Origin of the sequence: Enterobacter sp. CPE_E890 (genome assembly GCF_046521475.1) — a bacterium.
GTDB lineage: Bacteria > Pseudomonadota > Gammaproteobacteria > Enterobacterales > Enterobacteriaceae > Enterobacter > Enterobacter adelaidei.
The window spans coordinates 3,761,557-3,774,984 of the sequence record NZ_JBKFZW010000001.1 but is presented as its reverse complement, the minus strand read 5'-3'; the positions used below and the strand labels follow the sequence as shown (position 1 = coordinate 3,774,984).

Sequence of the window (13,428 nt, the reverse complement as noted above, 5' to 3'; positions counted from 1 at the left end):
CTGTCATGGCTGAACCGCAGCTACTGTTGAATTACACCGGACATCTGCCTGAGTGCCCAACGTGGAGTGCAGAAGAGAGTGCGCTCTACTGGGCTGATATTCTGGAAGGCGAGATCCACCGATATCATCTGCTGACGGCTGAACACACCGTGCTTTCATTCCATGAAGAGGTGGGCTGTTTTGCTCTGCGTGAGCAGGGTGGTTTTATTGTTGCGATGCGAACGGGTATCTGGCTGACCGATAAACACGGCCTGCTGCGCCGCAAGGTGTGTGATAACCCCTCTAACCCGCAGCTCGCACGTTTTAACGACGGCGGCACCGATTATCTGGGGCGGTTCTACGCAGGAACGTTTTGGGGGCCAGGAGATTACAACGGTGCCCTGCTGATGCGTATCGACAACGACCTGACACCGAAAGTGATCCAGTGCGATATTCACGGGCACAACGGTTTAGCGTTTAGTCCGGATAAACAATGGATGTTTACCTCTGACACGCCAAACGGCGTTATCTATCGTACGCCGCTGGATGAACAGGGAGAGCCTGGCAAGCGAGACGTTTTCCGACGGTTTCAGGAAGGTGAGGGGATACCTGACGGTGCAGCGATGGACGAGGAAGGCTGTTACTGGACCGCGCTGTTTGATGGCTGGCGTATCGCCAGATTTTCATCTGAGGGCGAACAGCTCGAGGAATACAGACTACCGGTTCGTTGCCCGACGATGGTCTGCTTTGGCGGTGACGATATGAAGACGTTATTTATAACGACCACCCGGGAAAATATGGACGAAGCGGAGATAGCGCAATATCCGCTTTCCGGGGCCATCTTCACCCTGCCAGTCAGCGTGGCAGGGATGAAGAAAAGCCGCTTTATCGAACGTTAGGCCGGGTCGACCGGGACAACGTTTTCGCTTGGATAGCAGCCGAGGACTTTCATTGAGCGGGTGATTTCCCCCAGCTCACGCAGGGCTTTCTGCATTGGTGCAGATTCCAGATTGGCCTGAATATCAAGATAGAACATCTCTTCCCACGGGTTGCCGTGAATCGGGCGCGATTCCAGTTTGGTCATGATCAGGTTGTGGTTACGCAGTACCAGCAGAGCTTCAACCAGCGCACCAGCCTGTTGGCCGGTGGCCATCAGCAGCGTGGTTTTCGCGGGTACCTGATCGGACACATTGATTGCCTTGCGGGCCAGCACCACGAAGCGGGTAATGTTTTGCGTCTGGTTTGCCAGGTTTCGTTCCAGTACCTGAAGGCCATACAGCGCGCCACCGGCCTCGCTACCCAGTGCAGCAACGGTTGGGGAATTTGCCTGCGCCACTTTTTCCATCGCCGCAGAGGTGCTTTCGGTGTACTCAATTTTCCAGTTCGGATAGCGGTTCAGGAACTGACTACATTGCTGGAACGGCTGCGGATGGCTGTACACCGTTTCGATTTTGCTCAGGTCAGTGGAGCCAGAGACCAGGACACAATGGTCAATTGGAATGGTCAGCTCACCAACCAGCGACAGACTGGTGTGTTGCAGCAGGTCGTAGACATCATTGATGGCACCGGAGCTGGTATTTTCAATCGGGACCACGGCGTAATCAGCCTGGCCGGTTTCAACCTGATTGAAAATATCGGCAAACTTCGCGCATCCACTTTCAATAAACTCTTCGAAATGGCGGGCTGCATACTGACGTGCCGCCAGGTGTGAATACGAACCTTTCGGACCCAGAAACGCGATACGGGCAGAGTGCGGATTGGTTTTGTTCAGATGCTGCTGCAACAGCGCTTGCTGGGTCAGAACGGAATCTTCGATGATGAGCTGGAACAGGCGGGTGATGTAATGCGCATCCAGGTGATGCGCTTTGCCGAGCTGAATCAGGCGCTCCAGCAGGTCACGCTCGCGGTCGATATCACGTACCGGGCGGTGGGAATCCAGTTTAGCTTTACCCACTTCGACGGCGAGCAATCGGCGTTCTGCCAGCAGCGCCAGTAATTTCTCATCCAGCGCGCTGATTTTAACGCGTAGATCCAGTAACGGGTTTTCCGGTGTCATAGTGTTGCCTGTCTCGTTTTATCGTTATCAATAAAAAAGGCCTCCCGGGGTGGGAGGCCTTGTTGTTCGTCTTCGCATTCTTTATCACACGACGAAACGCCTCCCATTCAGGGGAAGGTAAAAAAGAATGCGAAGAAAAACGGCGTTAGTTTCATGAAATCATCCTGTGCTTGATACCGTTAAAGTACCCGTACTGTTTTCACCCTGTCAATAAAAAACGCGCCCGAAGGCGCGTTGGCGGTACACTCAATTTAAAGGATTACTCTTCTTCAACTTCTTCCGCGAAGCTGGCGTCTTTCACCGATGTTGTGGCGCGACGGGCTTCACCTTTGTGTTGCACTTTATTGAGCTGCCGTTCCAGCTTGTTGATCAAATCGTTAATTGCGGTGTACATATCTTCATGTTTTGCGCTGGCGACCAGATGGCCGTTTGGAGTATTGATAGTTGCGTCAGCGATGAAACCCTGCGGCTCCTTGGACAGGATGATATGTGGGTTAATCAAATGAGTTTGCCATTTATCCAGTTTGGCGAGACGGTCTGCGACGTGCTGGCGAATTGCCGGAGTAATTTCCATTTGTTTACTGGTAATGTTCATTGTCATAAATTTTACCTCTTGTCTTTCCGTCTTGGTGATTCCAGCATACCCGACCTAATGTCAAAATGTGTGATTTAGATCACGTTATTTTGTCGGTTTTTGTCAGGGAATCTTTTTTGTGAGGCAGGGCAGGAAGAGGTGAGATTTACCTTGTGGAAGGTAAAAATTGCGGTCATAGTTGATAGGATGTGTTGAGGCTAAACCGCTTCAGCTTATATCCAGAATGAATAAAAAAACGGCAGCCTTCGGGCTGCCGTTTTACATTGAGGCAATATCAGGTGTTGCTGCTGTTTGCGGCGATGATTTTCGCTACTTTTTCAGCTTGAGCGGTCATCTGCATCTGACGGTAAGCATTTTCCATCAGCTTCAGACCATCACGCGTTGCCTGAGTATCCGGATAATCACGCAACATACCTTCTACGCGGTTAACCACGGCAACCCATGCGCCACGGCGGGTATAGTATTCCGCCACGGAGTATTCATATTTTGCCAGACGATCTTTCAGGAACACCAGACGTTTGGTCGCGTCAGTCACGTACTGACTGTTCGGATAGCCGCGCACCAGTTTGGAGAAGTCATTGAAGGCATCACGTGCGTGCTGTGGGTCGCGGTCGGAACGATCCACGCCGAAGAAGCCCTGCAGCGCACTGTCGTCCAGCGCCATGTTGGTGAGGCCGCGCATGTACATCACATAGTCGATGTTAGGATGAGTCGGGTTCAGACGCATGAAACGATCGATGGTTGCCTGAGCCAGCGGCAGATCGGCATTTTTGTAGTATGCGTAGATGAGATCTAACTGTACCTGCTGCGAATACGGACCAAATGGATAGCGATTATCCAACGCTTCCAGTTGCGTTATCGCCTGTTTCCAGTTACCGTCCTGCAACTTTTGTTGTGCAGTCGCATAGATTTCATTCGGCGGATTGTCAGGGACCTGTTCATTTGAACCGGAGCAGCCCACCAAAGCCAGGCTCAACGTGGCCGCTGCCACCAGATATTTCATGCGCGTCATGACGTTTTGACTTTCCTCAAATGTTTGTCCGGGAGAAACTCTGTTCCTGCTCCCGATTAAGACCAGCTACAATAGCACACTATATTAAACGGCAAAGCCGTAAAACCCAACGTTAAACGAAGAAGCAGTTTATGGCACAACGAGTAGAACTCACCGCAACAGTCTCCGAAAATCAGCTCGGTCAACGCTTAGATCAGGCTTTGGCCGAATTGTTCCCTGATTATTCGCGTTCACGCATAAAAGAATGGATCCTTGACCAGCGCGTGCTGGTAAACGGCAAGATCTGGGACAAACCAAAAGAGAAAGTGTTAGGTGGGGAAGCTGTCGCCATCAATGCTGAAATCGAAGAGGAAATCCGCTTCGAGCCGCAGGATATCCCACTGGACATCGTCTATGAAGATGATGACATTCTGGTGATCAACAAGCCGCGCGACCTGGTTGTTCATCCGGGGGCGGGGAATCCTGACGGTACAGTTCTTAACGCACTTCTCCATTATTATCCGCCGATCGCAGATGTCCCGCGCGCGGGAATCGTTCACCGTCTGGATAAAGACACCACCGGTTTGATGGTGGTGGCGAAGACCGTTCCAGCTCAGACCCGTCTGGTGGAATCGCTGCAGCTGCGCGAAATCACTCGAGAGTATGAAGCGGTAGCCATTGGGCATATGACCTCTGGTGGAACAGTGGAAGAGCCAATCAGCCGTCACCCAACCAAACGTACTCATATGTCGGTGCATCCGATGGGTAAACCCGCGGTGACGCACTATCGCATCATGGAGCACTTCCGTATCCATACGCGTCTGCGTCTGCGTCTGGAAACCGGGCGTACTCACCAGATCCGCGTGCATATGGCCCACATTACCCACCCGCTGGTGGGGGATCAGGTATACGGTGGCCGTCCACGTCCGCCAAAAGGCGCATCGGATGAGTTCATCAGCGTACTGCGTAAATTCGATCGTCAGGCGCTACACGCGACCATGCTGCGTCTTTACCATCCTATCACTGGTATTCAGATGGAGTGGCATGCACCTATCCCGCAGGATATGGTGGAACTTATTGACGCCATGCGTGCCGATTTCGAAGAACATAAGGATCAAGTGGACTGGTTATGACCAAACTGATTGTCCCGGAATGGCCATTGCCTGCAGGCGTGGCCGCCTGCAGTTCAACCCGTAATGGCGGTGTGAGCCAGGGCGCGTGGGAGTCATTGAACCTCGGTGCACACTGTGGCGACAACCTGGAGCACGTTGAAGAAAACCGCAAGCGTCTGTTTGCTGCGGGGAACTTGCCGTCAAAACCGGTTTGGCTGGAACAGGTTCATGGAAAAACGGTGCTGAAGCTGACGGGAGAACCCTACGCTTCAAAACGCGCTGATGCCTCTTATAGTAATATTCCGGGAACGGTTTGTGCCGTAATGACTGCTGATTGTCTGCCTGTGCTGTTCTGTAACCGTGCAGGTACTGAGGTCGCAGCAGCACATGCGGGATGGCGCGGCCTGTGTGAAGGCGTGCTGGAGGAGACCGTCTCCTGCTTTAAAGATGAACCAGCCAATATCATGGCCTGGCTTGGCCCGGCCATTGGCCCTCGCGCTTTTGAGGTGGGGCCTGAGGTCCGTGAAGCATTTATGGATAAAGATCCGCAAGCAGTGGACGCCTTCCTGCCTTCGGGGGATAAATATCTGGCTGATATTTACCAGCTTGCTCGCCAGCGTCTGAATAATGTCGGTGTGACGCAGATCTTCGGTGGCAATCGCTGTACCTTCACCGAAAAGGGTGATTTTTTCTCTTATCGCCGCGACAAGACGACGGGTCGTATGGCAAGTTTTATTTGGCTGATATAACCTAAAGAATCAAGACGATCCGGCACGTGCCGTTTTCTTTTCACATAATTCAGGTCATTAACCTTGAATAATTGAGGGATGACCTCATTTAATCTCCAGTAGCAAATTTGACCTGTTATGGGAGGAGTTATGCGTCTGGATCGTCTTACTAATAAATTCCAGCTTGCTCTCGCCGATGCCCAGTCCCTTGCACTGGGGCACGACAACCAATTTATCGAACCTCTTCATTTAATGAGCGCCTTGCTGAATCAGGAAGGGGGATCGGTACGTCCTTTATTAACGTCCGCTGGCATTAATGCTGGCCAGTTACGCACAGCCATCGATCAGGCGCTGAGCCGCTTACCGCAGGTAGAAGGTACCGGCGGCGACGTTCAACCGTCGCAGGATCTGGTGCGTGTGCTGAACCTTTGCGACAAGCTGGCGCAAAAACGTGGGGACAACTTTATTTCGTCAGAGTTGTTTGTTCTGGCGGCGCTTGAATCACGCGGTACCTTGACCGACCTGCTGAAATCTGCCGGTGCGACCACCGCCAATGTGACTCAGGCGATTGAGAAAATGCGCGGAGGTGAAAGCGTGAACGATCAGGGAGCCGAAGACCAACGTCAGGCTTTGAAAAAATTTACGGTCGATCTGACCGAACGTGCTGAACAGGGCAAACTTGACCCGGTTATTGGTCGTGACGAAGAGATCCGCCGTACTATCCAGGTATTGCAGCGTCGTACCAAGAACAACCCGGTGCTGATTGGTGAACCGGGTGTCGGTAAAACCGCCATTGTTGAAGGGCTGGCGCAGCGTATCGTCAACGGGGAAGTGCCGGAAGGCCTGAAAGGCCGCCGCGTACTGGCGCTGGATATGGGCGCGCTGGTGGCCGGTGCGAAATACCGCGGCGAGTTCGAAGAGCGTCTCAAAGGCGTGCTTAACGACCTGGCGAAGCAGGAAGGCAACGTTATCCTGTTTATCGACGAACTGCACACTATGGTCGGTGCGGGTAAAGCGGACGGCGCGATGGATGCCGGGAACATGCTGAAACCTGCGCTGGCGCGCGGTGAACTTCACTGCGTTGGTGCCACTACGCTTGATGAGTATCGTCAGTACATTGAAAAAGATGCTGCACTTGAACGTCGTTTCCAGAAAGTGTTTGTGGCTGAGCCAAGCGTTGAAGATACCATCGCGATTTTGCGTGGTCTGAAAGAGCGTTATGAGCTGCACCACCACGTGCAGATCACTGACCCGGCCATCGTTGCGGCGGCGACGCTTTCGCATCGTTATATTGCCGATCGTCAGTTGCCGGATAAAGCAATCGACCTGATCGATGAAGCGGCTTCGAGCATTCGTATGCAGATTGACTCGAAACCGGAAGAGCTCGACAGGCTCGACCGCCGTATCATCCAGCTCAAGCTGGAACAGCAGGCGCTGAAGAAAGAGTCTGATGAAGCCAGTAAGAAACGCCTGGATATGCTCAATGAAGAACTGGACGATAAAGAACGCCAGTATTCTGAGCTGGAAGAAGAGTGGAAAGCCGAGAAAGCATCCCTTTCCGGCACTCAGACCATAAAGGCGGAACTCGAACAGGCAAAAATTGCCATTGAGCAGGCCCGCCGTGTGGGCGATTTGGCGCGGATGTCAGAGCTGCAGTATGGCAAAATTCCTGAGCTGGAAAAACAGCTTGAGATTGCTACGCAGTCCGAAGGCAAAACGATGCGTCTGTTGCGTAATAAAGTGACGGATGCGGAAATTGCCGAAGTGCTGGCGCGCTGGACCGGTATCCCAGTGGCACGCATGCTGGAAGGTGAGCGTGAAAAACTGCTGCGTATGGAGCAGGATTTACATAACCGGGTGATTGGTCAGAACGAGGCGGTTGAAGCGGTTTCCAACGCTATTCGTCGTAGCCGTGCAGGGCTGTCCGATCCGAATCGCCCAATTGGCTCGTTCCTGTTCCTGGGGCCAACCGGTGTCGGTAAAACCGAGCTGTGTAAAGCGCTGGCTAACTTTATGTTCGACAGCGATGATGCGATGGTGCGTATCGACATGTCCGAGTTTATGGAGAAGCACTCTGTTTCGCGTCTGGTCGGTGCACCTCCGGGATACGTGGGTTATGAAGAAGGTGGTTATCTGACAGAAGCGGTGCGCCGTCGTCCTTATTCCGTCATTCTGCTGGACGAGGTAGAGAAAGCGCATCCGGATGTTTTCAACATTCTGCTTCAGGTGCTGGATGATGGTCGTCTGACCGATGGGCAGGGGAGAACAGTCGACTTCCGTAATACGGTTGTCATCATGACCTCGAACCTGGGTTCCGATTTGATTCAGGAACGTTTCGGTGAGCTGGACTATAGCCATATGAAGGATCTGGTGCTCGGTGTCGTGAGCCATAACTTCCGTCCTGAGTTCATCAACCGTATTGATGAAGTGGTGGTATTCCATCCTCTGGGTGAGAAACACATTGCGTCGATTGCGCAGATCCAGTTGCAGCGTTTGTACAAACGTCTGGAAGAGCGTGGATATGAAATTCACATCTCCGACGAGGCACTGAAGCTGCTGAGCGAAAATGGTTACGATCCAGTGTATGGTGCGCGTCCATTAAAACGTGCTATCCAACAGCAGATCGAAAATCCGCTGGCGCAGCAGATCCTCTCCGGAGAGTTAATTCCAGGCAAAGTTATCCGTCTGGAAGCCAACGACGATCGCATTGTGGCAGTGCAGTAAGTCACAAAACCAAAAAACGAGCCGCTTGCGGCTCGTTTTTGTTTAAAAACCAGGCGAAAATTGAGGTCTGGAATGTGATTCGCCTGGAAAGTGAGCGGTTGGAAAATAATTTTCACTTTATCCTTGCGGCTTCGGAATAACTCCCTATAATGCGCCTCCACTGACACGGAACAACGGCACACACGCCGCCGGGTCAGCAGAGAAAAGCAAAATAAACGCTTGACTCTGTAGCGGGAAAGCGTAATATGCACACCCCGCGCCGCAGCGAAAACGAAGCGGCACTGCTCTTTAACAATTTATCAGACAATCTGTGTGGGCACTCAAAGTGACATGGATTCTTAACGTCCTCGGACGAAAAATGAATACCAAGTCTCAACGAGTGAACACGTAATTCATTACGAAGTTTAATTCATTGAGCATCAAACTTTTAAATTGAAGAGTTTGATCATGGCTCAGATTGAACGCTGGCGGCAGGCCTAACACATGCAAGTCGAGCGGTAGCACAGAGAGCTTGCTCTCGGGTGACGAGCGGCGGACGGGTGAGTAATGTCTGGGAAACTGCCTGATGGAGGGGGATAACTACTGGAAACGGTAGCTAATACCGCATAACGTCGCAAGACCAAAGAGGGGGACCTTCGGGCCTCTTGCCATCAGATGTGCCCAGATGGGATTAGCTAGTAGGTGGGGTAACGGCTCACCTAGGCGACGATCCCTAGCTGGTCTGAGAGGATGACCAGCCACACTGGAACTGAGACACGGTCCAGACTCCTACGGGAGGCAGCAGTGGGGAATATTGCACAATGGGCGCAAGCCTGATGCAGCCATGCCGCGTGTATGAAGAAGGCCTTCGGGTTGTAAAGTACTTTCAGCGGGGAGGAAGGTGCTGAGGTTAATAACCTCAGCAATTGACGTTACCCGCAGAAGAAGCACCGGCTAACTCCGTGCCAGCAGCCGCGGTAATACGGAGGGTGCAAGCGTTAATCGGAATTACTGGGCGTAAAGCGCACGCAGGCGGTCTGTCAAGTCGGATGTGAAATCCCCGGGCTCAACCTGGGAACTGCATTCGAAACTGGCAGGCTAGAGTCTTGTAGAGGGGGGTAGAATTCCAGGTGTAGCGGTGAAATGCGTAGAGATCTGGAGGAATACCGGTGGCGAAGGCGGCCCCCTGGACAAAGACTGACGCTCAGGTGCGAAAGCGTGGGGAGCAAACAGGATTAGATACCCTGGTAGTCCACGCCGTAAACGATGTCGATTTGGAGGTTGTTCCCTTGAGGAGTGGCTTCCGGAGCTAACGCGTTAAATCGACCGCCTGGGAGTACGGCCGCAAGGTTAAAACTCAAATGAATTGACGGGGCCCGCACAAGCGGTGGAGCATGTGGTTTAATTCGATGCAACGCGAAGAACCTTACCTACTCTTGACATCCAGAGAACTTAGCAGAGATGCTTTGGTGCCTTCGGGAACTCTGAGACAGGTGCTGCATGGCTGTCGTCAGCTCGTGTTGTGAAATGTTGGGTTAAGTCCCGCAACGAGCGCAACCCTTATCCTTTGTTGCCAGCGGTCCGGCCGGGAACTCAAAGGAGACTGCCAGTGATAAACTGGAGGAAGGTGGGGATGACGTCAAGTCATCATGGCCCTTACGAGTAGGGCTACACACGTGCTACAATGGCGCATACAAAGAGAAGCGACCTCGCGAGAGCAAGCGGACCTCATAAAGTGCGTCGTAGTCCGGATTGGAGTCTGCAACTCGACTCCATGAAGTCGGAATCGCTAGTAATCGTAGATCAGAATGCTACGGTGAATACGTTCCCGGGCCTTGTACACACCGCCCGTCACACCATGGGAGTGGGTTGCAAAAGAAGTAGGTAGCTTAACCTTCGGGAGGGCGCTTACCACTTTGTGATTCATGACTGGGGTGAAGTCGTAACAAGGTAACCGTAGGGAACCTGCGGTTGATCACCTCCTTACCTTAAAGAACCTGCCTTTGCAGTGCTCACACAGATTGTCTGATGAAAAGTAAATAGCAAGGCGTCTTGCGATTGAGACTTATACGTCCCCTTCGTCTAGAGGCCCAGGACACCGCCCTTTCACGGCGGTAACAGGGGTTCGAATCCCTAGGGGACGCCACTTGCTGGTTCGTGAGTGAAAGTCACCTGCCGTCATATCTCAAAACTGACTTGCGAGTCATGTTTGAGATATTTGCTCTTTAAAAATCTGGATCAAGCTGAAAATTGAAACGACACATCTTAATGGTGTGTTCGAGTCTCTCAAATTTTCGCAAGTCGATGGTGAATCGAAAGAAACATCTTCGGGTTGTGAGGTTAAGCGACTAAGCGTACACGGTGGATGCCCTGGCAGTCAGAGGCGATGAAGGACGTGCTAATCTGCGAAAAGCGCCGGCGAGGTGATATGAACCTTTGACCCGGCGATGTCCGAATGGGGAAACCCAGTGTGATTCGTCACACTATCGTTAACTGAATACATAGGTTAACGAGGCGAACCGGGGGAACTGAAACATCTAAGTACCCCGAGGAAAAGAAATCAACCGAGATTCCCCCAGTAGCGGCGAGCGAACGGGGAGCAGCCCAGAGTCTGAATCAGCTTGTGTGTTAGTGGAACGGTCTGGAAAGTCCGACGGTACAGGGTGATAGTCCCGTACACGAAAATGCACAGGTTGTGAACTCGAAGAGTAGGGCGGGACACGTGGTATCCTGTCTGAATATGGGGGACCATCCTCCAAGGCTAAATACTCCTGACTGACCGATAGTGAACCAGTACCGTGAGGGAAAGGCGAAAAGAACCCCCGGCGAGGGGAGTGAAAAAGAACCTGAAACCGTGTACGTACAAGCAGTGGGAGCACCTTCGTGGTGTGACTGCGTACCTTTGTATAATGGGTCAGCGACTTATATTCTGTAGCAAGGTTAACCGTATAGGGGAGCCGAAGGGAAACCGAGTCTTAACTGGGCGTTAAGTTGCAGGGTATAGACCCGAAACCCGGTGATCTAGCCATGGGCAGGTTGAAGGTTGGGTAACACTAACTGGAGGACCGAACCGACTAATGTTGAAAAATTAGCGGATGACTTGTGGCTGGGGGTGAAAGGCCAATCAAACCGGGAGATAGCTGGTTCTCCCCGAAAGCTATTTAGGTAGCGCCTCGTGAACTCATCTTCGGGGTAGAGCACTGTTTCGGCTAGGGGGCCATCCCGGCTTACCAACCCGATGCAAACTACGAATACCGAAGAATGTTATCACGGGAGACACACGGCGGGTGCTAACGTCCGTCGTGAAGAGGGAAACAACCCAGACCGCCAGCTAAGGTCCCAAAGTCATGGTTAAGTGGGAAACGATGTGGGAAGGCACAGACAGCCAGGATGTTGGCTTAGAAGCAGCCATCATTTAAAGAAAGCGTAATAGCTCACTGGTCGAGTCGGCCTGCGCGGAAGATGTAACGGGGCTAAACCATGCACCGAAGCTGCGGCAGCGACACTATGTGTTGTTGGGTAGGGGAGCGTTCTGTAAGCCGTTGAAGGTGTCCTGTGAGGGATGCTGGAGGTATCAGAAGTGCGAATGCTGACATAAGTAACGATAATGTGGTGAAAAGCCCGCACGCCGGAAGACCAAGGGTTCCTGTCCAACGTTAATCGGGGCAGGGTGAGTCGACCCCTAAGGCGAGGCCGAAAGGCGTAGTCGATGGGAAACAGGTTAATATTCCTGTACTTGGTGTTACTGCGAAGGGGGACGGAGAAGGCTATGTTAGCCGGGCGACGGTTGTCCCGGTTTAAGCATGTAGGCGGAACGATTAGGTAAATCCGGTCGTTTATTAACGCTGAGGTGTGATGACGAGGCACTACGGTGCTGAAGTAACAAATGCCCTGCTTCCAGGAAAAGCCTCTAAGCATCAGGTAACATCAAATCGTACCCCAAACCGACACAGGTGGTCAGGTAGAGAATACCAAGGCGCTTGAGAGAACTCGGGTGAAGGAACTAGGCAAAATGGTGCCGTAACTTCGGGAGAAGGCACGCTGATATGTAGGTGAAGCTCCCTGCGGGTGGAGCTGAAATCAGTCGAAGATACCAGCTGGCTGCAACTGTTTATTAAAAACACAGCACTGTGCAAACACGAAAGTGGACGTATACGGTGTGACGCCTGCCCGGTGCCGGAAGGTTAATTGATGGGGTTAGCGGTAACGCGAAGCTCTTGATCGAAGCCCCGGTAAACGGCGGCCGTAACTATAACGGTCCTAAGGTAGCGAAATTCCTTGTCGGGTAAGTTCCGACCTGCACGAATGGCGTAATGATGGCCGGCTGTCTCCACCCGAGACTCAGTGAAATTGAACTCGCTGTGAAGATGCAGTGTACCCGCGGCAAGACGGAAAGACCCCGTGAACCTTTACTATAGCTTGACACTGAACACTGGTCCTTGATGTGTAGGATAGGTGGGAGGCTTTGAAGCGTGGACGCCAGTCTGCGTGGAGCCGACCTTGAAATACCACCCTTTAATGGCTGGTGTTCTAACGTAGACCCGTAATCCGGGTTGCGGACAGTGTCTGGTGGGTAGTTTGACTGGGGCGGTCTCCTCCCAAAGAGTAACGGAGGAGCACGAAGGTTAGCTAATCCTGGTCGGACATCAGGAGGTTAGTGCAATGGCATAAGCTAGCTTGACTGCGAGAGTGACGGCTCGAGCAGGTGCGAAAGCAGGTCATAGTGATCCGGTGGTTCTGAATGGAAGGGCCATCGCTCAACGGATAAAAGGTACTCCGGGGATAACAGGCTGATACCGCCCAAGAGTTCATATCGACGGCGGTGTTTGGCACCTCGATGTCGGCTCATCACATCCTGGGGCTGAAGTAGGTCCCAAGGGTATGGCTGTTCGCCATTTAAAGTGGTACGCGAGCTGGGTTTAGAACGTCGTGAGACAGTTCGGTCCCTATCTGCCGTGGGCGCTGGAGAATTGAGGGGGGCTGCTCCTAGTACGAGAGGACCGGAGTGGACGCATCACTGGTGTTCGGGTTGTCATGCCAATGGCATTGCCCGGTAGCTAAATGCGGAAAAGATAAGTGCTGAAAGCATCTAAGCACGAAACTTGCCCCGAGATGAGTTCTCCCTGACTCCTTGAGAGTCCTGAAGGAACGTTGAAGACTACGACGTTGATAGGTCGGGTGTGTAAGCGTAGCGATACGTTGAGCTAACCGATACTAATGAACCGTGAGGCTTAACCTTACAACGCCGAAGCTGTTTCGGCGAA

8 protein-coding genes, 1 tRNA gene, 2 rRNA genes and 1 other annotated feature are annotated in these 13,428 nt (G+C 52.5%); of the genes, 7 read left to right on the top strand and 4 right to left on the bottom strand.

Features of this window, described 5'->3' with window-relative positions; translation table 11 throughout:
• Positions 1-5: 5 nt before the first annotated feature.
• Positions 6-878 (top strand): SMP-30/gluconolactonase/LRE family protein, encoded by an 873-nt coding sequence (locus ACLHV9_RS18580; RefSeq protein WP_108090944.1) that lies wholly within the window; start codon positions 6-8, stop codon positions 876-878.
• Here the strand turns inward: ACLHV9_RS18580 and pheA are convergent.
• The 4 genes from pheA to bamD all read right to left on the bottom strand — a co-directional run bounded on the left by pheA (position 875) and on the right by bamD (position 3,642).
• Positions 875-2,035 carry a bifunctional chorismate mutase/prephenate dehydratase gene (pheA, locus tag ACLHV9_RS18575; protein WP_108090943.1) on the bottom strand — a complete coding sequence of 387 codons (1,161 nt, stop codon included), beginning with the start codon at positions 2,033-2,035 and terminating at the stop codon, positions 875-877. The two genes, ACLHV9_RS18580 and pheA, sit on opposite strands and share 4 nt — an antisense overlap.
• Before the next feature lie 30 nt (positions 2,036-2,065).
• Positions 2,066-2,191 (bottom strand) — a sequence feature (Phe leader region).
• The gene (gene pheL, locus ACLHV9_RS18570) at positions 2,143-2,190 is read right to left on the bottom strand and encodes a pheA operon leader peptide PheL (protein ID WP_100249759.1); all 48 of its coding nucleotides are present in this window, start codon (positions 2,188-2,190) and stop codon (positions 2,143-2,145) included. (Overlaps the previous feature by 48 nt.)
• A gap of 103 nt (positions 2,192-2,294) precedes the next feature.
• Positions 2,295-2,636, bottom strand: coding sequence for a ribosome-associated translation inhibitor RaiA (raiA, locus tag ACLHV9_RS18565; RefSeq protein ID WP_008502470.1), 342 nt, complete (start codon positions 2,634-2,636; stop codon positions 2,295-2,297).
• 268 nt (positions 2,637-2,904) lie between these two features.
• Entirely contained in the window at positions 2,905-3,642 is a 738-nt protein-coding gene (bamD, locus tag ACLHV9_RS18560; protein ID WP_023308867.1) for an outer membrane protein assembly factor BamD, read from the bottom strand.
• 131 nt (positions 3,643-3,773) lie between these two features.
• Here bamD and rluD point away from each other — a divergent pair, with 131 nt between their 5' ends.
• The 6 genes from rluD to ACLHV9_RS18530 all read left to right on the top strand — a co-directional run bounded on the left by rluD (position 3,774) and on the right by ACLHV9_RS18530 (position 13,403).
• Positions 3,774-4,754: a 23S rRNA pseudouridine(1911/1915/1917) synthase RluD gene (gene rluD, locus ACLHV9_RS18555; protein ID WP_028016723.1), complete on the top strand. Its 981-nt coding sequence runs from the start codon at positions 3,774-3,776 to the stop codon at positions 4,752-4,754.
• A complete protein-coding gene (yfiH, locus tag ACLHV9_RS18550; protein WP_108090942.1) occupies positions 4,751-5,482 on the top strand; it encodes a purine nucleoside phosphorylase YfiH in 732 nt (243 codons plus the stop codon). Before rluD ends, yfiH begins: the two co-directional genes overlap by 4 nt.
• A gap of 129 nt (positions 5,483-5,611) precedes the next feature.
• Positions 5,612-8,185, top strand: coding sequence for an ATP-dependent chaperone ClpB (clpB, locus tag ACLHV9_RS18545; RefSeq protein ID WP_023308864.1), 2,574 nt, complete (start codon positions 5,612-5,614; stop codon positions 8,183-8,185).
• A gap of 429 nt (positions 8,186-8,614) precedes the next feature.
• Positions 8,615-10,150 (top strand): 16S ribosomal RNA (locus ACLHV9_RS18540).
• An 85-nt stretch (positions 10,151-10,235) separates the two neighbouring features.
• Positions 10,236-10,310 (top strand) — tRNA-Glu (locus tag ACLHV9_RS18535).
• 192 nt (positions 10,311-10,502) lie between these two features.
• A 23S ribosomal RNA gene (locus tag ACLHV9_RS18530) occupies positions 10,503-13,403 on the top strand.
• The 16S and 23S rRNA genes sit together here with 1 tRNA gene alongside, the layout of an rRNA operon.
• Positions 13,404-13,428: the final 25 nt, after the last annotated feature.